The sequence below is a fragment of the Streptomyces tricolor genome, assembly GCF_002155905.1.
Taxonomy (GTDB): Bacteria; Actinomycetota; Actinomycetes; order Streptomycetales; family Streptomycetaceae; genus Streptomyces; species Streptomyces tricolor.
In genome coordinates this window covers 17,144-39,299 of the sequence record NZ_MUMF01000388.1, presented here as the reverse complement: position 1 = coordinate 39,299, position 22,156 = coordinate 17,144, and the positions used below count along the sequence as shown (strand labels likewise).

The 22,156-nt window shown below is 71.0% G+C and carries 17 protein-coding genes; 8 read left to right on the top strand and 9 right to left on the bottom strand.

All coding sequences use genetic code 11. The annotated features are described in order from the left end of the window. On the top strand, positions 1–367 hold a 367-nt coding region (locus CCN44_RS26475), incomplete at its 5' end, for a vanadium-dependent haloperoxidase (RefSeq protein WP_143649979.1). A gap of 183 nt (positions 368–550) precedes the next feature. On the opposite strand, the gene CCN44_RS26470 is transcribed toward CCN44_RS26475, so the two are convergent. Genes CCN44_RS26470 through CCN44_RS26460 form a run of 3 tightly spaced genes read right to left on the bottom strand, consistent with a single transcriptional unit; the run spans position 551 to position 3,297 of the window. Beyond that, positions 551–1,378, bottom strand: coding sequence for an ABC transporter ATP-binding protein (locus CCN44_RS26470; RefSeq protein ID WP_086700168.1), 828 nt, complete (start codon positions 1,376–1,378; stop codon positions 551–553). Next, positions 1,365–2,417 (bottom strand): taurine ABC transporter substrate-binding protein, encoded by a 1,053-nt coding sequence (locus tag CCN44_RS26465; protein ID WP_059255521.1) that lies wholly within the window; start codon positions 2,415–2,417, stop codon positions 1,365–1,367. The genes CCN44_RS26470 and CCN44_RS26465 overlap by 14 nt, the downstream gene beginning before the upstream one ends. Positions 2,418–2,451: 34 nt before the next feature. Beyond that, positions 2,452–3,297 (bottom strand): ABC transporter permease, encoded by an 846-nt coding sequence (locus tag CCN44_RS26460; RefSeq protein WP_208639843.1) that lies wholly within the window; start codon positions 3,295–3,297, stop codon positions 2,452–2,454. Between the two features lie 400 nt (positions 3,298–3,697). Between CCN44_RS26460 and CCN44_RS26455 the strand changes: the two genes are divergently transcribed. Next, entirely contained in the window at positions 3,698–4,615 is a 918-nt protein-coding gene (locus CCN44_RS26455) for a TIGR03564 family F420-dependent LLM class oxidoreductase (RefSeq protein WP_059255516.1), read from the top strand. Between the two features lie 324 nt (positions 4,616–4,939). On the opposite strand, the gene CCN44_RS26450 is transcribed toward CCN44_RS26455, so the two are convergent. From CCN44_RS26450 to CCN44_RS26440, 3 genes are read right to left on the bottom strand one after another with little or no spacing between them, the layout of a single operon-like run. Continuing rightward, positions 4,940–6,565: a flavin-containing monooxygenase gene (locus CCN44_RS26450; protein ID WP_086700165.1), complete on the bottom strand. Its 1,626-nt coding sequence runs from the start codon at positions 6,563–6,565 to the stop codon at positions 4,940–4,942. A 53-nt stretch (positions 6,566–6,618) separates the two neighbouring features. Beyond that, the gene (locus CCN44_RS26445; protein WP_237481556.1) at positions 6,619–7,866 is read right to left on the bottom strand and encodes an MFS transporter; all 1,248 of its coding nucleotides are present in this window, start codon (positions 7,864–7,866) and stop codon (positions 6,619–6,621) included. After that, positions 7,863–8,438 carry a hypothetical protein gene (locus tag CCN44_RS26440; protein ID WP_086700159.1) on the bottom strand — a complete coding sequence of 192 codons (576 nt, stop codon included), beginning with the start codon at positions 8,436–8,438 and terminating at the stop codon, positions 7,863–7,865. The genes CCN44_RS26445 and CCN44_RS26440 overlap by 4 nt, the downstream gene beginning before the upstream one ends. A gap of 490 nt (positions 8,439–8,928) precedes the next feature. Here CCN44_RS26440 and CCN44_RS26435 point away from each other — a divergent pair, with 490 nt between their 5' ends. Beyond that, a complete protein-coding gene (locus CCN44_RS26435) occupies positions 8,929–9,465 on the top strand; it encodes a choice-of-anchor K domain-containing protein (protein WP_244203966.1) in 537 nt (178 codons plus the stop codon). Positions 9,466–9,590: 125 nt separating this feature from the next. Here the strand turns inward: CCN44_RS26435 and CCN44_RS26430 are convergent, their stop codons facing one another. Next, positions 9,591–10,382: an Fpg/Nei family DNA glycosylase gene (locus tag CCN44_RS26430; protein ID WP_086700157.1), complete on the bottom strand. Its 792-nt coding sequence runs from the start codon at positions 10,380–10,382 to the stop codon at positions 9,591–9,593. A gap of 324 nt (positions 10,383–10,706) precedes the next feature. Here CCN44_RS26430 and CCN44_RS26425 point away from each other — a divergent pair, with 324 nt between their 5' ends. Beyond that, a complete protein-coding gene (locus CCN44_RS26425; RefSeq protein WP_086700153.1) occupies positions 10,707–11,288 on the top strand; it encodes a peptidoglycan-binding domain-containing protein in 582 nt (193 codons plus the stop codon). Positions 11,289–11,531: 243 nt separating this feature from the next. Here CCN44_RS26425 and CCN44_RS26420 read toward each other — a convergent pair whose 3' ends face one another. Then, positions 11,532–12,962 carry an endo-1,4-beta-xylanase gene (locus CCN44_RS26420; RefSeq protein WP_086700151.1) on the bottom strand — a complete coding sequence of 477 codons (1,431 nt, stop codon included), beginning with the start codon at positions 12,960–12,962 and terminating at the stop codon, positions 11,532–11,534. A gap of 677 nt (positions 12,963–13,639) precedes the next feature. On the opposite strand from CCN44_RS26420, the gene CCN44_RS26410 reads away from it, so the two are divergent. The 4 genes from CCN44_RS26410 (at position 13,640) to CCN44_RS26395 (ending at position 20,919) form a co-directional block, all read left to right on the top strand. Then, a complete protein-coding gene (locus CCN44_RS26410; protein WP_086700145.1) occupies positions 13,640–15,061 on the top strand; it encodes a non-reducing end alpha-L-arabinofuranosidase family hydrolase in 1,422 nt (473 codons plus the stop codon). Positions 15,062–15,454: 393 nt separating this feature from the next. Further along, the gene (locus CCN44_RS26405) at positions 15,455–16,018 is read left to right on the top strand and encodes a CAP family protein (protein WP_158103150.1); all 564 of its coding nucleotides are present in this window, start codon (positions 15,455–15,457) and stop codon (positions 16,016–16,018) included. A gap of 223 nt (positions 16,019–16,241) precedes the next feature. Then, the gene (locus tag CCN44_RS26400) at positions 16,242–19,676 is read left to right on the top strand and encodes an nSTAND1 domain-containing NTPase (protein WP_086700140.1); all 3,435 of its coding nucleotides are present in this window, start codon (positions 16,242–16,244) and stop codon (positions 19,674–19,676) included. Between the two features lie 382 nt (positions 19,677–20,058). Beyond that, positions 20,059–20,919, top strand: a complete 861-nt coding sequence (locus CCN44_RS26395; protein WP_208639842.1) for an alpha/beta fold hydrolase — start codon at positions 20,059–20,061, stop codon at positions 20,917–20,919. A gap of 102 nt (positions 20,920–21,021) precedes the next feature. Here CCN44_RS26395 and CCN44_RS26390 read toward each other — a convergent pair whose 3' ends face one another. Next, positions 21,022–22,050, bottom strand: a complete 1,029-nt coding sequence (locus CCN44_RS26390; protein ID WP_189396912.1) for a saccharopine dehydrogenase family protein — start codon at positions 22,048–22,050, stop codon at positions 21,022–21,024. Positions 22,051–22,156 lie beyond the last annotated feature (106 nt).

The window sequence follows — 22,156 nt, the reverse complement described above, 5'->3', positions numbered from 1 at the left end:
GCGGTGGCGTCCGGTCACGGCCGTCCGTACCGGTTCGACCGACCCCGACCCCGCGTGGACGCCGCTGCACACCACGCCGGCCCATCCCGACTACCCCAGCGGCCACAACACGTACGCGGGCGCCGCGGAAACCGTCCTCTCGGCGCTCGTCGGACCGCGCACGGCGCCTTTCGAGCTGACCAGCCCCACCGCTCCGGGAGTGACCCGCAGGTACACGGCCTGGAGCCGACTGTCCCAGGAGAACGTGGACGCCCGGGTGTATTCCGGCATCCACACCCGCTCGGCGGACGAGGCCGGTCTCGTCCTCGGCGAGCGGGTCGCGACGCACGCCCTGCGCAACGCCGCCCGCCTGTTCGGCACGCTGTGAGCTGCCCCGGCACCAGGTGCGACCGCCGCTCAGCGGTGGGATCGTCCACGGGGGCAGCGCTCCCGCTGCCGCCGGGGCCGCCGTACGCACGTCACGCCCGCGCGCCCGGACGGCCGGCGAACCCATCGGCACGACGGGCCGGTCGCGACTCACCTTGTGCTCTTCCCTCCGGAGGTACGGGAATCAGGCCGCCGCGGCAGCCTTGACGGCGTGGGAGACCTGCCCGCGCAGCTCGGCGAACTCACGGGAGTTGCGCAGCTCCTCGGCGTCGACGTCGCCGCGCGGCAGAGTGATGGGCAGGTCCAGGGCCACGGTCCCCGGGCCCTTGGTCAGCACCACGACGCGGGAGCCGAGGAACACCGCCTCGTCCGCCGAATGCGTCACGAACACCGTGGTCCGCCCGGTCCGGTCGGTCACCCGGCGGACATCCTCCTGCAGCCGCTCCCGGGTCAGCGCGTCCAGCGCCGCGAACGGCTCGTCGAGCAGGAGGAGCGGGTTCTCGGCGGCGAGCGCCCGGGCGATGGCGACGCGTTGCCGCTGACCGCCGGAGATCTCCCAGACCCGCCGCTTCTCGGTGCCCTCCAGGCCGACTCTGGCCAGCAACTCCGCGCGCCGCTCGGACCATTGAGCGCGGGGCACCCGCGCGTAGCGCAGCGCCAGGTCGATGTTGCCCCGCACGGTCCGCCACGGGAACAGCCGCGGCGTCTGGAACACCACCCCGGCCGCCCGGCCCGGCCGAGGCTCGCTCCCGGAGACCCGCACCGAACCTTGCGTGGGCTGTTCGAAGCCGGCGATCAGCCGCAGCAGCGTGCTCTTGCCGCAGCCTGAGGCGCCCACCAGGACCAGGAACTCCCCGGCCGGAATGGTCAGATCGACAGGCCCGACGGCGGTGAAGGCCTCGCCGCCCCGGCCGTACCGGTGGGTGATCCGGTCGAGACGGACGGATCCGGCGCGCGTGGTGCCCGCCCCTTCCAGCCCCTCGGTCGTCTTGGTGGTCTCACGCGAGGACATCGGACAACCCCTTGAGATAGAACGCCTTGCGGACGGCGTCCTCGGACGGTGCGGCATCGATCTGCTTCTGGTCGGCCAGGAACCGCCCCGTGTCGGTCACGTACGTGAGCAGCTTGCCCGGGCTGCTCCCGGTGCCCAGCCAGTCGGCGGAGACCACCTGCTCCGGAGTGAGGAACACCCCCTGCGCCAGCTGCGCCCTGGCGTCCGCGACGCTGATGCCGAGCTCGGCCGCGACAGCGTCGACCGAGCCGTCGGGGTCGGACTTGAGCAGGCGCAGGGCCTTGGCCTCCGCCTTGCGCCAGGCGGCGATGGCCTGCGGGTCCCTGGCGATCAGATCGTCCGACACGACGGCCAGGTCGAGGGTCGGCCGGCCCGCCGCGCCGACCTCCTTGCTGCTGGTGAGCTGCGTACCGGTCGTGCGCAGCTCGTCCAGGGTCGGCAGCCAGACGTAGGCGGCGTCGATGTCGCCCCGCTGCCAGGCGGCGAGGATCGGCTGCGGCTGCAGGTCGATCAGCTGGACGTCGGACGGACCGAGGCCGGCCGTCTCCAGCGCCGCCAGCAGACTGTAGTGCGAGGTGGAGGCGAAGGGAGTGGCTATCTTCCTGCCCCTGAGCCCGGCGACGTCGGTGATGCCGGTGGCCTTGCGCGCCACGAGGGCCTCGTTCTCGCCCGCGACGTCCAGGATCCACGCGACCTTGTACGGGATGGGCGAGCTGCCGGACACCCCGCGGGCGAACGGGCTGGAGCCCAGCGCGGCGATGTCGAGGGACTTGCCGATGAAGGCCTGGTTGACGCCGGCACCGGAGTCGAACTTGATCCAGGTGATCCTGTAGTCCGGCAGCGCCTGCTCCAGCAGCTTCCTGCTCTTCACGATCACGTCGCCGCTGGGGAAGGCGAAGTAGCCGATGCGCAGCCGCTTGGAGCCGCCGGACGTCGACGCCTCGCTGTCCGGGGAGCAGCCGGTGACGGCCGCGGACACGGCGGCCAGAGCACCGGCGAGGAGGAGACGGCGGGACGGACCTGGGGGGACACGGGACATGGCGGAGCCGTTTCTGTGCACGGGGGACAGGGTTCTACGCGCGACCGCGCCACGGCACGACAGCGCGTTCCAGCCGCAGCAGCAGGCCGTCGATGATCAGGCCTGAGACGCCGATGGCGATGATGCCGACCAGCACCACCGGGGTGTTGTTGTAGTTGGCGGCGTCCTTGACCATGCCGCCGATGCCGGGCAGGCCGTTGACCAGCTCGGCGGCGACGAGGGAGGAGTAGGCCACGCCCACGGCGAGCCGGACCCCGGTGAGAGTCTCCGGCAGCGCGGACGGTACGACGACGTCCCTGACGACGTCCCACCGCGACGCGCCGAGCGCGCGGGCGGCCTCGACCAGGCTCGTGGGCACGGCCGCGACGGCCGTGGTGGTGGACACGGCGACGGGCGGGAAGGCGGCCATGGCCAGCAGGGTGACCTTCGGCTCCTCGTCGATGCCCAGCCAGATGACGAGCAGCGAGAAGTACGCCAGGGGCGGCAGCGTCCGCAGGAAGGTGATCCAGGGCTCGAACAGCGAACGCATCCAGCCGACTGTGCCCATGAGCAGCCCGAACAGCACCCCGAGTGCGATGCCGACACCGGCTCCGATCGCGATGCGGCGCAGGCTGATGCCGAGGTGCTCGATGAGGTAGGTGCCGTTGTAGCCGCGTACGCCGTCGTGCGTCGTGGACACGTCGACGAACGCGTCCCACACCCTGGCGGGCGGCGGAACCAGCGTCTCGCTCCACGTTCCGCTCGCCGCCAGCAGCTGCCACAGGGCGAGGGCCAGCAGGAGGGAACCGAACGGCAGCGCGCCATGGCGCACGCGCGCCCACGCGCCCCGCGCCGGCGGACGCGGTGCGGGCGGCACTGGCACGCCGGCGGGTGACGTCATGTCATCGGATGTCGCTGGAGCAGGAGAGGTGGACACGCGTCGTCCTCCTTGGGCGCGGGGACGTGAGCTGCTGCCGGCGACCGGCAGGGGTGGCCGGACCCGAGCGGCAGTGACGCCGAACGAAAGGGGAGAGAACGACCCCTGAGACAGGGGCGCGGCAACCGTCCTGGTGCGGGTGACCTCACCGCACGGCAGGGCGCGTAGCGGGCCGGATCAGCAACAACACGAGCCCGGGCGCCGGCACAGGTCGATGACCAGGCGTCGCACCAAGCACTCGGACATCATGAGGCCCATTTCTACAGCAGCCGCAGGCGGAGGGCGGGCCGGTGTTACGTGCCGGCAACGCACTTGTCATACACGGCCAGGAATGCCGGTCGTGAGCATGCCGGTTGCTCTGGGTATGACCATCGGATTAGCGCTCCCTCTTCAGCACCGGATCGACACCCTGGTGCAGCTCGCGCGGGAAGCCCACGAGGCCGGGCTGCGTTCTGCGTGGTTCGGGCAGACCTTCTCGTACGACTCGCCCTCGCTCGCCGCGATCGTCGGCCGCGAAGTGCCCGGGCTGCACGTCGGAACATCTGCGGTCCCCGTCTTCGGCCGCCATCCGCTTCTCCTCGCCGGCCAGGCCCAAACAGCCCAGGCGGCCACCGGCGGCCGCTACCACCTAGGGCTCGCGCTCGGCACGAAGCAGCTGACGGAAGCCGGCTTCGGCATCCCGTACGAGCGCCCCATCCGCCTGCTCCGGGAGTTCCTCACAGCCCTGCGCCAACTCGTCGAGACGGGCAGCGCCGACTTCCACGGAGAGCTGCTGACCGCCACCACACCCTTGCCGGCGACGGTGCCGGGCGCCGAACCGCCGGTGCCCGTCCTGGTCGCCGCCATGGGACCACAGGCGCTTCGCGTCGCCGGTGCACTCGCGGACGGCATCCTCCCGTACCTGGCCGGCCCGCGCGCGCTCGCCGAGCACATCGTCCCGGCCGTCACCGCGGCGGCCGAGGCGGCAGGCCGGCCGGCGCCGCGCATCGTGGCGTTCGTGCCCGGCGTGGTCACCGCGGACCCCGAGGCCGTGCGGGAGAGCGCGACCGAGGCGCTCGCGTTCTACGAGCGGTTCCCCTCCTACCAGCGGGTGATCGAGCTGTCCGGGGGCACCCGGGCCGCCGACCTGGCCGTGATCGGGGACGAGGAGGCCGTCGCCGCCGAGGTACGGCGCTACCGCGAGGCCGGGGCGACGGAGGTGGTGTTCACCACGACGGACCTCGGTGGTGAGGCCGACCGGCGCCGCACCTGGAAGCTGCTCGGAGAGCTGGCCACTGGCTGAGACGCCGGACCGGGCGGCTTCTCCCGCTCCCGGTGGGGAACCGGTGACGCACGAGGCCGGCGAGTCGGCGTGCCCGGTCCGCGCGCCTGGCCGGCGTGGTCCCGGATGCGGTCGGTGGGCGGCATGTTCGGGCCGAACCGATCCGGTAGGGAGAGTGATGTCGCCCGAGTGCTGCGCCACCTGACGCAGCGCCGGCGGGGACATCGACCGGAGCGGAAGCGGTCGGTGCGCAGGGGCGCACCGGCCGCGGCGGTGACAGACGGACCCGTACCGGCTGAACCGGCCGTGGTGCGGTGCCCACGGCCGGTGCTCCGCCTGCTGCTCTCAGGAGGAGAGGAGGAAGCCGGTGTAGCCGTTCCGGGCCACGGTGTCGCACTGCTCCCGGTACCGGTCCAACCCGCCCGCGTAGGCGAGGAACACGCGGGGTTTGCCCGGGACGTTCGCTCCCGTGTACCAGGAGTCCACCGCGGGGTAGAGCGTACGGTCGGCAACCTCCGCCACGTGGACGCCCCAGTCCGCCTCGGCATCCGGGGCGGCGTCGATCTCCGTGATGCCGTTCCGCCGCAGGTGGGCGATGCAGTCGGTGATCCACTCGACCTGCTGTTCCAGGGACACCGCGATGTTGGTGAGCACGGACGGGCTGAGCGGACCCAGGACGGTGAAGAGGTTGGGGAAACCGGCCGTGACGAGCCCCAGATAGTTCCGGGGACCTTCCGCCCACCTGTCGCGGAGGGGCACGCCGCCCTTGCCCACGATGTCGATGGAGAGCTGAGAGCCCGTCAGGGCGTCGAAGCCGGTGGCGAAGACGATCATGTCGAGGACGTGCTCCCCGTCCGAGGTCCGGATGCCCCGGGGCGTGATCGTCTCGATCGGAGTCGTGCGCAGGTCGACCAGCGACACGTGCGGCAGGTTGTAGGTGGCGTAGTAGTCGGTGCCCAGACAGGGGCGCTTGGTCGCGAACGGGTACGTGCGCGGGGAGAGCAGTTCGGCCGTCGCGGGGTCGTCGACGATCGACCGGATCTTGGACCGGACGAACTCCGCCACGGTCTCGTTGGCCTTCTCGTCGGTCAGGATGTCGGTGTAGGTGCGCAGCAGTCCGTTCAGGAAGCCCTCGTCCCAGGCGGCCTCGTAGGCGGCCGTGCGCTCGGTCTCGTCCGCCTCCAGGGCCGACCGGGTCGGCGGCTCGAAGACGGTTCCGCCCCGGGAGAGCCGTTGGGCCCGCCGGAATTCGGGGTAGCGGGCCTTGAGCTGTGCGATCTCCGCGGGCCGCAGCGGGCGGTTGTGCGCCGGCAGCACGTAGGCCGGGGTGCGCTGGAAGACGGTGAGGGAAGCCGCCTCGTCGGCGATGACGGGGATGGCCTGGACGCCCGAGCAGCCGGTACCGATCACGGCGACCCGCTTGCCGGCGAAGGAGACGTCCTCACGCGGCCACCGGGCGGTGTGGTGGACGGCGCCCGTGAAGCTGTCGGCGCCGGGTATGCCAGGGTCCTTGGGGACCGACATGCAGCCCGTCGCCAGGATGACGAACCGGGCGGTGACGGCCAGCCCGGTGTCCGTGGACAGGTGCCAGAGGTGACTGTCCTGGTCGTACACGGCGCGGGTGACCCGGGTGCGCAGCATGACGTCCCCGCGCAGGTCGAACCGGTCGGCGACGTGGTGGATGTACCGCAGGATCTCCGGCTGGGAGGCGTACCGTTCGCTCCACTCCCACTCCTGGTCCAGTTCCGGGGAGAAGGAATAGGAGTAGGACATGCTCTCTATGTCGCAGCGGGCTCCGGGATACCGGTTCCAGTACCAGGTTCCGCCGATGTCGTCACCCGCTTCGAGGACCATCGCCGTCAGGCCGAGCTGCCGCAGCCGGTGGAGCTGGTAGAGGCCGGAGAGACCGGCGCCGACGACGACGGCGTCGACCGGGCGGGCGGCGGCCTGCGGGCCGGAGGTGGTAACCATCGGGGTCTCCTGTTCTTCCGGATCACCTGGCGGACCGGATGTGGACGCCTGTTTCACCCGCGCCGGCGCCCGTTGCTGAGCGCCACCGCCGGGATCACCGCGAGGGCGAGGGCCCCTGCCGCCGTCGCCAGAGTGGGGTAACCGCTGCCGCCCACCACCAGGCCCGAGACCATGCCGCCCGTCGCACCGGCCACGGACATCCCCACGTCCGCCATGCCCTGCACCGCGGCCCGGTTCTCCGCGGGGGCGGCGTCCGTGATCAGGGCCGTGCCGCCCAGCAGGGCCAGGTTCCAGCCGACGCCGAGCAGGACCAGCGTGCAGGCCAGCAGTGTGGTGGAGGCCGGTGGGGCGAGGGCCGCGGACAGGCCAGCGCCCAGCAGGACGACGCCGGCCGCGGCGCCGACCCGCCGCCCGCCGATCCGGTCCGCGAGCAGACCGCTCAGTGGGGACGGCAGGAACATCGCGCCCACGTGCAGGGCGATCACCAGACCCACCGCCTGGGTCCCATGGCCGTGGGCGGTCATGTGGACGGGCGTCATGGTCATCACGGTGATCATCACCAGCTGCGCGGTGATCATGACGGTGGCACCGGTGATGACACCGGGAGCGGCGCGCCCGGGACCGTGGGGACCGCTGCCGGGCCCGGCCACGCCAGCGCCGGTTTCCCGCGGCTGTGTCAGAAGCAGTGGATCCGGGCGCAGCCACACCAGCAGCACCAGGGCCGCGGCGGTGTAGGCGGCCACCGCCAGCAGGAAGGGGCCCGTCAGCCGTGGCAGGCCCCAGGCGTCGGCGAGACTGCCGGTGGGGCCGATCAGGTTGGGGCCCGCGACCGCGCCCAGGGTCATGGCGAACAGCACGGTTCCGGAGGCCCGGCCGCGTCGCTCGGGCGGGGCGAGGTCGGCACCCGCGTACCGCGCCAGCAGCCCCGTGACCGTACCCGCGCCGTACACGAAGAGCGCGGTCAGCAACAGGACCGGCCAGCGTGCGGCGGCTCCCGCCACCACGCCCGCGCTGCCCAGTGCCGCGACCGCGTTGCCGAGCGCAAGACCCGGGCGGCGCCCGAAGCGCTGACAGACGCGCCCGAGGACCGCGGCTCCCAGGGCCGCGCCGATGGTGAAGAGCGCGGCCGGCAGCCCCGCCAGGCTGGTCGAGCCGAGCAGGTCCTCGGCGAGCAGCGCGCCGACCGTGATGCCGGCCGCCATGCCGGCGCCGCCGAGCACCTGCGAGACGACGATCACCCGCAGGGCGCGGCGCTGTTCCCGGGAGTATTCCGCCGCGGTCGGCGGGGCCGTCTGCGTCACGTGCGATCCCGCTCCGAGGCCGTCGGGCCGTCGGGCGACTGAGCGTCTTCGCCCAGGGCGGATATCTCACCCAGGGACAGGCCGAGTTCGTGGTGCAGGAACCGCACGATCGTCCAGTGCGGCAGGGCGTCGGCGTCGAAGGGGCCGAACGCGGCGGTGTAGAGGGGGATCCAGCGCAGGGCCTCCTCGGCGACGGCCTCCCGCCCGGGGGCTTCCTGGTAGGCGTCGTAGGAGATGCTGCGGTGGTGGATGAAGTGCCCGCCGGGCAGCCGGTTCTCGCACAGGTCGCGGTACTCGTGGGTCTGCAGGATGAGGTAGTGCCAGATCTCGTCGATGTCCTGCTCGACCGGCAGGAAGAGGCCGCCGAGCCGGTCGGGGTGGCGGGAGACGAGATAGAGGTAGCGCAGGCACTCGCGGACCTGGTGCCGGACGACGGACGCGGACGGAGCGCCGGGCTCGGCCGAGAAGTGCCGCACCACCTCCTCGTACAAGGCCGAGCCGAGCAACTCCTCGGCGTCGGGCGCCTGTTCGGCGGCGATGCCCGCGAGGGCGTGGGCTGCGGACGTGGGCATGGGACTCCTGTTCGGGAGGTCGTCGCCGGGACCTCCCGCGGCGGGACGGGACCTGGCACGTGGTCACGAAGGATTGCCTGATGATCACCCATTCGAGCTTCGAAAGTAAAGAGATAGTCAATCAATGGCCAAGGCGGCCAGGGGTAATTGACCTGAATCGAACCCCTCGCGCGCGGTCGGTGCACGACAGGCGCGGTGCCCTGTCGGCCGGTCACCGCCCCTTTGGCACCGTCGCCGGGGTCACCGGGCCCCACTGGATCCGGGACGCCGCGAGCAGGTCGGAGGCGATCCGCCAGGTCCGCTACGGCCGGGGCGGCGCTTCCCGCAGGCGAGGGCCGACGCCCTGGTCGGCACCGTGTGTATTTGTCCTGTTTTCTCGTTTCATCGCCCCTGCCTCACCCTCATAGAGTGGGGCGCATTGATCCCGGAACCCGGGATCAATACGGCGGGGAACTCGTTCGGCGAAGCCCAGGGAAAGGGGAATCCCGCGATGGGGCTTATCGAGACCAGCGGAAAATTCACGGGGACCAGTGCGAACCTTCCGGGTCTCACGGGAGTGAACACCGGCCGGATCAGGTGGGGGCAGCCGGCCTCCGGCGGCAATGTGAGCGGCTATGACTTCGAAGGCCACCCGATGGAGGCGATCCTCAACGGCCGGGAATTCCCGATAGGCAAGTTCACACACTACAACTACCCGATTCTGCTGTCGGGGCAGTCGCAGTTCTGGGTGTACCTCACCGTCAAGGTGCACTTCGAGAACGGAAATTTCGACCGCGACATCAATGTGCGTTTCCGTCATGACGAGACACCCAACCAAGGCCCGCACCCGAACGACGTGGTCCTCCTGCAGGAGTTCCACGTGCCGGAGAAGGTGTACGTCGACAACGTCGAGTACGACGTGGAGATCACCGGCTTCCGGAGGATGGGGGAGACGCAGACGGCGACCGCCTTCAACGTCCCCGAGGGCCAGACGGACAGCGCCTGGGTCTACGCCCGGTTCCAGCGGGCGGCCGCCGTGGAGTCCTGACCCGCTGTCGGCCGGGTCCCGCGCTCACCGGCAGACACCGCCGCGGTGATGCCGGCGGGTCCTCGCCCACGACGAGAACGGCCCCGTCCTCCTTCGGGAGGACGGGGCCGCAGCACTGGTTCCGGTCAGGACCCGCTCGGCTGGCACCGCGGGCACCACACCGTGCCGCGACCGGACATCCGGGTCCGGCGCAGGGGGAAGCCGCAGCGGGGACAGACCGGGTCGGGGTCGTCGCGGTGGCCGGTGAGCCAGGAGTCGCGCGGCGGGACGCAGCCGGCGGCGACCGCGGCGCGGAGCGTGCGGCGCATCCGGGTGTACAGGCGCCGGCGGTCGGCCGGGCCGAGGTCGCTCGCCCGGCGGTCGGGGCGTAGCCCGGCGAGCCACAGGATCTCGTCGGCGAGCAGATTGCCGAGGCCGGCCAGGACGGACTGGTCGGTGAGGGCGGTCTTGATGTGGCCGCGGCGCCCGGCCAGCGCGGTCTCGAACTCCTCGCGGCTCACCGCCATCGCGTCGGGCCCCTGGCGCTCCAGGAGCCGGGCGACGGCGGAGTCGTCGTCGGCCAGCCAGAGGCCCTGGAGTTTGCGCTGGTCGCGGTAGCGCACCTGCCGGCCGCCCGCCAAGGTGAACAGGACGCGGTCGTGGGGATCCAGCGCATCGTCGGGATCGGCGCAGATCAGCCGGCCGGTCATGCCGAAGTGGAGCATGAGAGTGGGCCCGTCGCCGGTGCGGGCGAGCAGCCACTTCCCGTGCCGCTCCGGCTTGCCGAACCGCCGGCCTTCCAGTGCGCCGCGCAGCCGTCGCGCGCTGACGCCGTGCAGGACGCCCGTGTCGCGCACGTCGACGCGTCGGACGACCCGTCCTCGCGCACAGGACTCCAGCACCCTCCGGAATCCCTCGACGTCGGGCAGCTCAGGCACGACGCACGTCCGTCCGCCGGCCGACGCTCGCGGCCTGCCGTGGCCGTGCCCGTGCGCTGCGCCGCGAGCCGGCCCTCGCCACCGTGCCGGCCCGGACCCCCTGTCGCGCCTGCCGCATCCCGTCCGCCTCCTGCCCGCCACCCGCCGCTGCCGTCGACAGGATTCCCCCGGGCCGGCCCCATCGCGCGCCGCCTCCACCGGACGGGGGACGTGACGGCGGCGCACACGGGCCCACGGTGCCGCCCACCACTCGTTTCTCCACCACCGGAGGCCCTGGCATCATGATCAGGTAAACACACTGCAAACCTTCTACGGGGGACCTGAATGAACTTCGGTAACACCCGCACCCGCCTGGCCACCGCCGCCGTGAGCGCCGCCGTCGCCGGCGCGCTCGCGGTGAGCGCCTCGCCGGCCTCGGCGTCCGCCTCCAGCGGCTACGTCAACGGCGGCGGCTCGTTCTACGACGACTTCGCCGACGAGGGCACGCTGTCGACCACGTCGTACAAGGACACCAACGCGACCTGCCTGTGGCAGATCATCCTGTACGCCGAGGGCGTCAAGGAGAGCAACGGAACCCAGTTCGACTGGGACGACATCGACGGCAAGTACGGCGCGAACACCGCGTACGCCACCAAGCAGCTGCAGAAGGCCTGGGGCCTGACCCAGGACGGCAAGGTCGGCACCAAGACCTTCGGCGCGGCCGACGACAAGTGGAACCCCAGCACCAGGGCGGGCGAGCTGGAGTACCGGAGCACCGGATCCACCGACGCCACCAAGTACAAGCTGCGGTACCACGGTTCGCGCTACTACTTCGACATCTACCGCACCGCGAGCGGCAAGTACCGCTTCTACCACAAGAACGTCTGGCACTACGCGAGCTACAAGAACAACAGCGGTTGCAGCTGACGGCTGACCGCGGCGACTCCGCGGGACCGGTGGCCCGGTGGACCGTACCCGAGCGGTACGGCTCACCGGGCCCTGCGGCACAGTCAGGCTGACGGGCTGTGAGGTGGAAGGCTCGGGGCATGCCGATCGCCGGGGTCGCCGCCGTCACGGCGGCGACCCCGGACCATCAACGATGCCTTCCTGCGGGGGCGGGAGAAGCCGTCCCGTAGGCCGTCATCGCTGTTTCGATCGCGGCAGGTCCCCTCAGGTGCGGGTCCAGCGCTGGTTGCTGCCGTTCGAGCAGGAGTACAGCTGGATCAGAGTGCCGTTGGCGGTGCCGGCTCCGACGGCGTCGAGGCAGAGGCCGGACTGGACGCCGACGATGGACCCGTCGGAGTTGAGGCGCCATTTCTGGTTGTCGCCGCCCCAGCAGCTGTAGATCTGGACCTTGGAGCCGTTGCCGGTGCCGGCGGCGTCCAGGCACTTGTTGCCGTAGACCCTCAGCTCGCCGGCGTCGGTGTACGTCCACTGCTGGTTGGTGCCGGTGTTGCAGTCCCACAGCTGGAGCTGGGTGCCGTCGGTGGTGCTGCTGCCGGGCACGTCCAGGCAGCGGCCCGAACCGACGCCCTTGATCTGTCCGGAACCCGCGGGGGGCGTGGAGGAGCCGCCGTTGAGCGCGTTGAGGACGGCGGTGTAGGCGGGCTTCTTGCTGCCGTCCCCGTTGAACAGCAGCGGCGTCTGATCGGATCGCCACGAGTCGGTGTCGCGTACGCCCCAGACGGTGATGCCGAGGCAGCGCGGGACGGCCAGGCAGTCGTTGGTCACGCTGGCGTAGGTCGAGGCCGGGGCGCCCTGGATGTCGAGTTCGGTGATGGCCACGTCGACGCCGAGGGCGGCGAAGTTCTGCAGCGTGGTGCGGAAGTTGCTGTTGTACGGGCTGCCGCTGTTGAAGTGCGACTGGAAGCCGACGCAGTCGATCGGCACGCCGCGCTGCTTGAAGTCCCGGACCATGGCGTACATGGCCTGGGTCTTCGCCCAGGTCCAGTTCTCGACGTTGTAGTCGTTGTAGCAGAGCTTCGCCGCCGGGTCGGCGGCGCGCGCGGTACGGAAGGCGACCTCGATCCAGTCGTTGCCCGTGCGTTGCAGGTTGGAGTCCCGCCGGGCGCCCGAACTGCCGTCCGCGAACGCCTCGTTCACGACGTCCCACTGGGCGATCTTGCCCTTGTAGTGAGCCATCACGCCGTTGATGTGGTCGATCATCGCCTGGCGCAGCTGGCTGCCGCTGAGGCTCTGCATCCAGCCGGGCTGCTGGGAGTGCCAGGCCAGGGTGTGGCCGCGCACCTGCTTGCCGTTCTGCACCGCCCAGTTGTAGACGCGATCAGCGGCGGTGAAGTTGAACTGGCCGCGCTGCGGTTCGGTGGCGTCGATCTTCATCTCGTTCTCGGCCGTCACCGAGTTGAACTCGCGGCTCGCGATCGACGTGTACGTCGAGTCGCTCAGTCTGCCCGAGGCGATGGCGGTGCCGAAGTAGCGGCCGCTCTGCGCCGCCGCGGCGCCGAGCGTGCTCTCGGCGGCGTGTGCGGTCGGCGGCGCGACCAGCGCGGCGACCGAACCCAGGACGCCGACGAACAGCCCTAACAGCAGGGCGCGGATCTTCCGGCGGACAACGGGTCTGGGAAGGGCGTACGAGCCCATGACTGTGCCTCCAAGGTAGGGATCATGGAAGGACTGGAGCGCGGGGGAGTGCGTCATCCGCATCCATTCGGCAGACGTACGGGCGGGGCGGGGCGGGCCGGAGCCCGGGCAGCGCGGACTCGTCCGTGTGTGCAGTGGTACGCGGCTCTGCGGTGCGGCACGGACTGCCCAGGATCGAGGTGGTTCGACATATCGAGCTGCGGCCGACTCTCAGGCAGGAATGATTGAGGTGTTGACGATGCATCGTCAACACTCCTCGCAGAAAAAGTTTCCGCTGCTGGGACGAAACTTTCGGGATGCTGGCCGGGGGGCAGGACACGGACCCACGCCCCGTGAGTGGACGACCTCAGGTGGAGCCGGTCGGCGCGACGACCCCGAGAGGCGGGGAGGTGGCGGATCGAGCCAGACGTGATCGGAGCGGTCGGTGAGCCGACGGGGGTGGCGCGCGCGTCGGTTTTCTCTGGCGAATGTTTCGGATTCAGTACCGACGCATGCGAGAGGTATTGACGCCGTTCACCGGTTCCCTACCCTTCACCCTGACGCTATTTCGACCTTCGTTCGAAATAGCGAACGCGACACGGCCGCCGCACCGGCCCGTTGCACCGCACTGCACCGACAGTCCGGTCGACCTCTGACGAGGTCGACCGGAACCGCCCACTCAAGGTTGGGAAGTGTCCATGCACAGAGGAAGTTTCAGCCGCAGGCATCCGTCTGCGGTGCTCGCCGCCGCGGTCGCGGTCCTGGTCGCGTTGGCGGGGATGCTCGTCGCCACCCCGGCCCAGGCGGCTTCCACCGGCGCCTTGCGAGGAGTTGGTTCCAACCGGTGCCTCGACGTGGTGGGAGCGGGCCAGACCGACGGCACGCTTCTGCAGATCCACGACTGCTGGGGCGGGACCAACCAGCAGTGGACGCTGACGGACAGCAACCAGCTCACCGTGTACGGCAACAAGTGTCTGGACGTCCCGGGTCACTCCACCACGGCCGGAACCCGAGTGCAGATCTGGTCCTGTTCCGGTGGCGCGAACCAGCAGTGGCGGGTCAACTCCGACGGCACGGTCGTCGGCGTCGAGTCCGGGCTGTGCCTGGAGGCCGCGGGCGCCGGTACGGCCAATGGCACGGCGGTGCAGATCGGGGCGTGCAACGGCGGCAGCAACCAGAAGTGGACCGGCCTGTCCGCGTCGGGGGGCGGCACGTGTTCTCTGCCGTCGACGTACCGGTGGTCGTCGACGGGCGTGCTGGCACAGCCGGCGAACGGGTGGGCGGCGGTGAAGGACTTCACCACCGTGACACACAACGGCCAGCACCTGGTCTACGCGTCGAACGTGTCCGGATCGTCGTACGGCTCGATGATGTTCCGCCCCTTCACGAACTGGTCGGACATGGCGTCGGCCGGCCAGACCGGGATGAGCCAGGCCGCGGTCGCGCCCACGCTGTTCTACTTCGCGCCCAAGAACATCTGGGTGCTGGCCTACCAGTGGGGTGCCTGGCCCTTCATCTACCGCACGTCGAGCGACCCCACCAACCCCAACGGCTGGTCCGCGCCGCAGCCCCTGTTCACCGGAAGCCTCCCCGACTCCGGCACCGGGCCGATCGACCAGACCCTGATCGCCGACAGCCAGAACATGTACCTGTTCTTCGCCGGTGACAACGGCAAGATCTACCGGGCGAGCATGCCGATCGGCAACTTCCCGGGCAACTTCGGCTCCTCGTACACCACCGTCATGAGCGACACCACGAAGAACCTGTTCGAGGCGCCGCAGGTCTACAAGGTCAAGGGCCAGAACCAGTACCTCATGATCGTCGAAGCCCGGGGTGCGAACGAGCAGCGCTACTTCCGCTCCTTCACCGCCTCCAGCCTGAACGGCTCGTGGACCCCGCAGGCCGCCACCGAGAGCAACCCCTTCGCGGGCAAGGCCAACAGCGGTGCCACCTGGACCAACGACATCAGCCACGGTGACCTGGTCCGCAGCAACCCCGACCAGACCATGACCATCGACCCCTGCAACCTGCAGTTCCTCTACCAGGGCAAGTCCCCCACCGCCAGTGGGCCTTACGACCAACTGCCGTGGCGGCCGGGTGTCCTCACCCTGCAGCGCTGACCTTGCGCGGACCTGCTGACCGACCTCACCGAGGAACCCCGGCCGTGCGGCGGCCGGGGTTCCTCTCCCCCCGGTGCCGTGGAACGCGGCCCGCGTACTCCGGAGGCGTCTCGGAGGAGACCGCCGGCAAAGCCGTGAAGGACCGCCGCGAAGACGTGTGGATCGGCACCGAGCGCATCGGCCTCCACCAGATCCACCGCGTCGGCCCGACGCCGACGTCGCCGAGACCGTCGGTGCTCCCGGCGTCACCTCGGGGAACACCGTTCGGCGTCATCACCTCTCCCGTTCATGACGCTCACTCGACGCCCGGTGCGTCCGACGACTGCCGAAGAGGCCGATAAACCACTCGTGAGCCGCGATTTCGTCGGACCCGCCGGGGGCAACGTCTTCTCGATGACGAACACGGTGAACCGGCGTACTGCCCTCCGCTACGGCCTCACCACGGCGGCGGCCGCGGTCGCCACCCTGACGCAGGCCCCGCCCGCCGCTCCGGCGTCCGCCGACCCGGGCTTCGACAAGCAGCTGCTGGACCGGGCGAACTTCCTCCGCGCCCGGCACGGTTGTCCACCGCTGGCCCTCGACGCGGAGATCGGCCGCTGGGCCCAGGAGTGGGCCACGACCATGGCATCGAACGGTCGGCTGGAGCACCGGCCCACCAACAAGTACGGCGAGAACCTGTACCTCGCGTGGAGTTCGACCGGTGCGACCCCGAGCGGAGCCGCCGTCGCCGACGCCTGGTACGACCAGATCAAGGAATACACGTACTTCGGCCGCGAGCCCGACATGAGCACGTTCCGCCAGTGGGGCCTGTTCACGCAGCTGGTGTGGAAGTCCTCACGCAGGATCGGCGTGGGGCTGGCGAAGACCACGAGCGGCCACACGTACGTCGCCGTCGACTTCGACCCCGCCGGCAACGTCGCGCGCGGCTTCGCGGCGAACGTCCCGGCCCCCGGGTGAGCCGCCCAGGACCGCGCAGCTGATCGATGACAGCGCGAACATCAAGGTCCACCGCCCCCGGCCGGGGCCTGCGTCGCGGAGGGCACCGAGACGCGGGATCCGCCTGCGGCAACCGTGACCGAAAGCGCTCTCCTCGAACGGGTGCTGCGTAGGTGATCCTCGGAGAACGCGGAGGCGGAGTGAGCCTCGCGCACTCCTTCGAGTCGAAGTGCGAACTGGAGCCATGGAGTTCGACAGCGCAGCGCCGGGGGACGCCGCCGTCGTCCGCATCCTCGACGGTTCGGGACGTCCGACGGGAGCCGGCTTCCTCATCGGGCCACGGGACGTCCTGACCTGTACCCACGTCGTCGCCGGAGTGCTGGGGGCCGCACCGGACGACCCGGAACCGCCCGAGGGCCGCCTGGCGGTCGATTTCCCCCTCGCCCGGCCCGGCCACCGGATCGAGGCATGCGTCGTGGCCTGGACTCCGCTCGGCGGCGACGGTCCGGGCGACGTCACCGTCGTACGGCTGCTCGCCGAACCGCCGGCCAACGCCCCGGTGGCCCGTCTGGTGGACGACGGGGCGAGCCCCGACCGCCGCGTGCGCACCTTCGGCTTCCCGGCCGGCTACGACGACGGGGTGTGGAGCACCGGCTGGCTGCGCGGCATGCAGGGCGCCGACTGGTTCCAGTACGACACCGACCCGGCCGCCCAGCACGGGATCCGGCAGGGCTTCTCGGGCGCACCGGTATGGGACACCGAGAGCGGCGGCGTGGTCGGCATGGTCGTCGCCGCGGACCACGACGCGGGCATCCGCACGGCCTACGCCATCCCCACCCGCACACTGCGGACGAGCTGGCCGGCGCTCGGCGACGCCTCGCTGGCCGTCAGCCCCTTCCGCGCCCTCGAACCCTTCCAGGAGCGGGACGCCGCGCTCTTCCACGGCCGGGAGGACCCGGCCCGCCGGATCGTCGACCGCCTCGGCTACGCGCCCGCGACCTGCCTGGTCGGGCCGTCCGGAAGCGGCAAGAGCTCGCTGCTGTTCGCCGGGGTCCTGCCGCTGCTGCGCCTGGGCCGGGGCGGCGGGCAGGGACGGGAGACGGTGGTCCTGCGTCCGGGACGGCCGGGACCGAACCCGCTGGCCACCCTCGCACTCGCGCTGCTGCCCCTGCTCGAACCCGACCTGCCCGAGACGGACCGGCTGGAGGCGCGCCCCCGCCTGGAACGCCTGCTGCGCGACGGAGAGATGCCCGCGGTGGTCGAGCGCCTGCTTGCGCGGCAGGGCAAGGACCGGCTGCTGCTGGTCGTCGACCAGTTCGAGGAGGCGCTGGTCGGTCCGGCGCAGACCGACCTCGCACCGTTCGCCGCTGCCTTGCGGTACTGCCTGGAGCCCGGCTCCGGGCTTCAGGTCCTGCTCGGCCTGCGCGCCGACTTTCTCACCACCGCGCTCGGCCACCCCGAACTCGCCCCGCTGCTCTCCGGCGACCGCATGTTCACGCTCGTCGCGATGGACGACGCCGAGCTGCGCGCCGCCGTGGTCCGTCCCCTGGAACGGACCGGTGTGTCCTACGAACCGGGGGTCGTCGACCGGATCCTGGCCGACATCGGACGCGACCCCGGACGGCTGCCGCTGCTCCAGTTCACCCTCACCCGGCTCTGGGAACGACAGGAACGCGGTGTCATCGGGCACGCGGCGTACGAGGCCCTGGGGCGGGTGGACGACGCCCTGGCCAACTACGCGGAGCGGGTCTGGACGGTCTGGCTGACCGAGGACGAGCAGCGGGAGGCCAGGGCGCTGCTCACCCAGCTGGTCCACCCCGCCGAGGGCCGTACCGCCCCCGCCCGCCGTACGGTACGACGTTCGGAGCTGCCGTCGGCGCGGTGGCGGATCGCGCAGCGGCTGATGGCCACCCGGCTGGTGGTGCCCGGCGAAGATCACCTGCCCGACGACGGACCACCGGAGGAGACGGTCGAGCTGGCGCACGAGACGCTGCTCACCCAGTGGTCCAGGCTGCGCGACATCGTCGCCGCCGACCACGAGTTCCGTTCCTGGCAGGAGGACCTGCGTCGACGGGCGGCCCACTGGGAGCGCTCGGGACGGTCCCGGCACCGCCTGCTGCGCGGTGCGGACCTGCGTGACGCCCGCCGCTGGCAGCGCCGCCGTCCCGATGAACTCAACGCCATGGACAAGCAGTTCATCGCTGCGAGCGCCCGCAGCACCCGCCGTCTCCGGCTGGCCGCGGCATCCGCCGGGGCCGCTGTCGTCGTCGCCGTCTCCGCGCTGGCGGCGGCCACGGTGGACCCGGACCACGCGAGCGGCCCGGGACAGGCGGAAGCGGCATCACGCGAGCTGTGGCAGAAGTCGGTGGCCGCGACGCGGGGATCCGGGGACGATCACGCCGCCCTGGTGCTCGCCCTGCGGGCCTACCGGACCCATGACACGGAGCGGACACGCTCCCTGCTGCGCGCGATGTACCACCGGTACGGTGACACGGACCTGCTGATCCCCGTGTACGCCGATGAAGTCGACATCTCCTACCGCGGCAAGTACGGCGTGAGCCGCCGGGGTGAAGTCGTCGCCTCCCGGACCGCCGACGGCAGGGGCGTGATCTGGCAGCGCGACGGCTCCGGCTTCCGGCAGCGGACCTTCGGCCGCGGTATCTCCGTGCAGGCGGTCAGCCCGGACGGGTCACTGGTGGTGTTCGCCCAGGGAGACGAGAAGGACTCCCAAGGCTTCCTGTACGACGTGCGGAACCGCACCACCACGAAGCTGGCGGCACCCGCTGGTGTGTTCCAGAGTTTCTTCTCCCCGTCCTCCGGCGCCTACTTCTTCGGCCCGGGGGCACGGAAGCTCGTCTGGAACAGTCGCCTCCGTTCGGTCCTCGTCTGGGACACCTCCGACGGCAGCCTGTCACGGCAGCTGAGGTTCGAGGGCAGCGGCGAGGTGATCGGCGTGGGCAACGACAGCGTGGTGACGCTGTCCGAGAGGACGACACCCGTCAAGCCGTACACGCAGGTCCAGAAGAAGACGTACATCTTCTCCGTGTGGGACCTGCGCGGATCGTCCCCGGCACGGCGGAACTCCCGCAGGTTCGAGATCGTCGAGGAGGACTACGCCTCGGGCCTGAAGTACGGTCTGAGCCCCGACGCGAGCCGGCTCGCCGTCGCCCGGTACGCGGAGACCGGCTCCGACCGGTCGAGGACCGACGTCACCGTGTACGACATGACGACCGGCAGGACCGAGTGGCGGGACACGTTCACGTCCGATGACAGGCCGTCGGCCGTCGCCGTCTCCGACCAGGGGCCGCCGACCCTCCTCGTTGACGGTTTCGGCGGCTCCCTCCGAGGCGAGACGAAGGCCGGGACGTCGTCTCCGCCGGAGGGCTGGACGGTGGACCCTTTCGCTCCGGAAGGCACCGCGCTGCGGGAGGACAACCATCTCGTCGCGCTGGTCGTCGCCGACGGCGGGCGGAGAGACTCATCCGCCCGCCTCCCCGCGCGCAGGACGCTCGACGCGTCCGTGCCGCCCTCTCCGGATGCCACCGGGAGTGAAGAAGACCGTCGTGAAGCGAGGGCTTGGGCCGCGGACCTGTGCCGCGTCCTCGGCGACGAGCAGGTGCCCGAGGAGATGGAAACCGACCTGCCGGCGGGCGCCTACCGAGGGAAGCTGTGCCCTTGATCCCGCGGTCCCGCGGCCTTCGATCTCCTGCGGAGAGACGCCCCTCACGGGCCGGAATTCCACCGGTTTCCCACCGGATGTCCCACGACCAGGACACCGATGGAGGCGACGTGCACAAGCGGAAGGACCCGTCCGAGTAGTGCGGATGATCTTTCACTGAGTACTGTGAAGCATCGGATGAGGGCAGCTTGCCCCAAGTCGCCTTCATCGCTCCGCGCTTGACCGTTGCCGCTTGCCGTGCACGGAAACCTCTCCGCGGCCGGAATGACGCGCCGCGGGACGACGACTCGTACCCCGGCCTAGGCCGCGAGGCGGTTCGCGTCGCCGGAACTGGCCATGCGCGTACCGCCGACGCCGCAGAGGCCAGAAAGTGAGCAGACAGATGCAACCGACGTTCGTACTGGTTCACGGAGCTTTCGCGAACTCCTTCTCCTTCGCGCCGCTCCAAGCCGAACTCGGCCTCCTCGGACACCGCTCCGTGGCCGTCGACCTTCCAGGGCACGGGTTCGCGGCGACGTACCCGAGCGCCTACCAGGCGCCCCAGGACCTCGAAGGGCTCGCCCACGCTCCCGGCTCCATCAAGGGCGTCACGCTCGCCGACAACGCCACGCACCTCATCGGCATACTGGAGCGAGCCAAGCGCAACGGGCCCGTCATCCTCGTCTCCCACAGCCGAGGCGGAATCACGGCCACCGTTGCGGCCAATCGGCGCCCCGACCTGATCGACCGCATCGTCTACGTCTCCGCCTGGTGCCCCGTCGACCTCGACGTCAGCGCCTACTACGCCGAGCCCGAGATGGCCACGGTCGACGTCACCGGGCTGGCCTCCGCGATGGTCGGGAACCTCGCCGAACTCGGGCTGCTGCGCGCCAACTTCCGCACCGCCGACCCTGACGTCCTCGCGTCCCTCAAGGCCGCCTTCCTCGCCGATGGCACGGACGACGAGTTCATGGCCTTCCTCAACACCTTCCAGCCCGACGAGAACCTCGACGCCGGCACACCCGACGACCGGGCGCAGGCCGACACGTGGGGGCGGATCCCCAAGACGTACGTCCGGCTGTCCGAGGACACCAGCATGCCGCTCGCCATGCAGGACCGGATGATCCGCGAGGGCGACGCGCTGACGCCGGAGAACCCCTACGACGTCCGTACGCTCACCAGCAGCCACCTGAAGTGGCTGGTCGACCCGGCACCGGCGGCCCGGGTGCTGGGTGACCTCGCCGCGCTCGCGCCCACGCACTGACCAGCAGAAACAGAACCTGACGAAGCACTACTGGTCCTTTTCCCCGGCCGGGGGTCGCTGCCGTGGGGCTGGGGCGGTCGGGGCCGAGCCGGTGCCGCATCGCTACGGCAGCAGGTCCAGGGTGACGTGCGGGGACAGCGCCCGCAGAAAGCCGGGGGCGTCGAAGATCGCGCCTGCGGCGGCGACGCCGACCGTACGGGTGCGGCCGGTGAGAACGCGGTCGAGAGCCTCCACGACCAGGGGAGCCGTGACCGCGTAGATGTCCTGACCGCGGGCCACTGCGCGGCGTTCGGCGCCGCCCGACCGCACGACCGCGTCGACGAGGAAGGTCTGGTCGGACCGTCCCTGCGCGTCGGCCGGGGCCGGAGCCGGTGTGTCCGGGGACGCGACGTCACGGACGGCCTCGACCGTCATGTAGGTGGTCACGTCCGGGATGGACAGGTGGCTGGGCACGGTCACCACGTCGGCCATCGTGAACTCCCCGATCACGGGCCGGAGACCCATCGGCTCGGGGAAGCGCCACTCAAGGGCCGGCGGGGCATCGGCGCGGTACTCCCACTGGCCGTTCGTGAAGCGCATGCGCCGCTCGCCGCGCCGTTGCCGCGAGACCGCGCCCGAAAGCCGTGTCCCGGCGGTGGGGTGCCAGCTGCTCAGGCCGTAGGCGATGTGTGCCTCGTCGGCCCTGGTCCAGTCGCCCATGGCCGCGGTGGTCAGCAGATCGCCCAGACCGCCGAAGAAGGCCATCGCCGGAACGATCACCGCGCCCGCCTCCCGTGCCCGGTCGGCGAAGTGCGTGAACGTGTCGATGTTGGCCTCCAGCTCGGCCGCCACATCCAGGTACGGGACCCCGGACCGCAGGGCCGTCTCGATGACGGGGGCCGTCGTGGAGGCGAACGGCCCGGCGCAGTTGATCACCGCTGCGGCGCCGGCCAAGGCACGGTCGAGCGAGTCCGGGGCATCCACCGACGCCGTACGGGCCTCCTGGCCGGTCTCGTCGGCCAGCGCCTTCAGTCTGTCGGCATCGCGGCCGGACAGCACCGGGACGAACCCGCGCGCCACCAGCTCCGCCACGACGAACCGCCCCGTGTGTCCGTAGGCGCCGAACACCGCCACTGCCTGGCCCGATCCCATGAACCCGCTCCCTGCACTCGTCTGCACACGGATGACCCGCCGCCGGTTCCTGTCGACCCGCCGCGCTCTGTCACCGAGATCCTGACGCGGAGCAGCGCCCCCACAC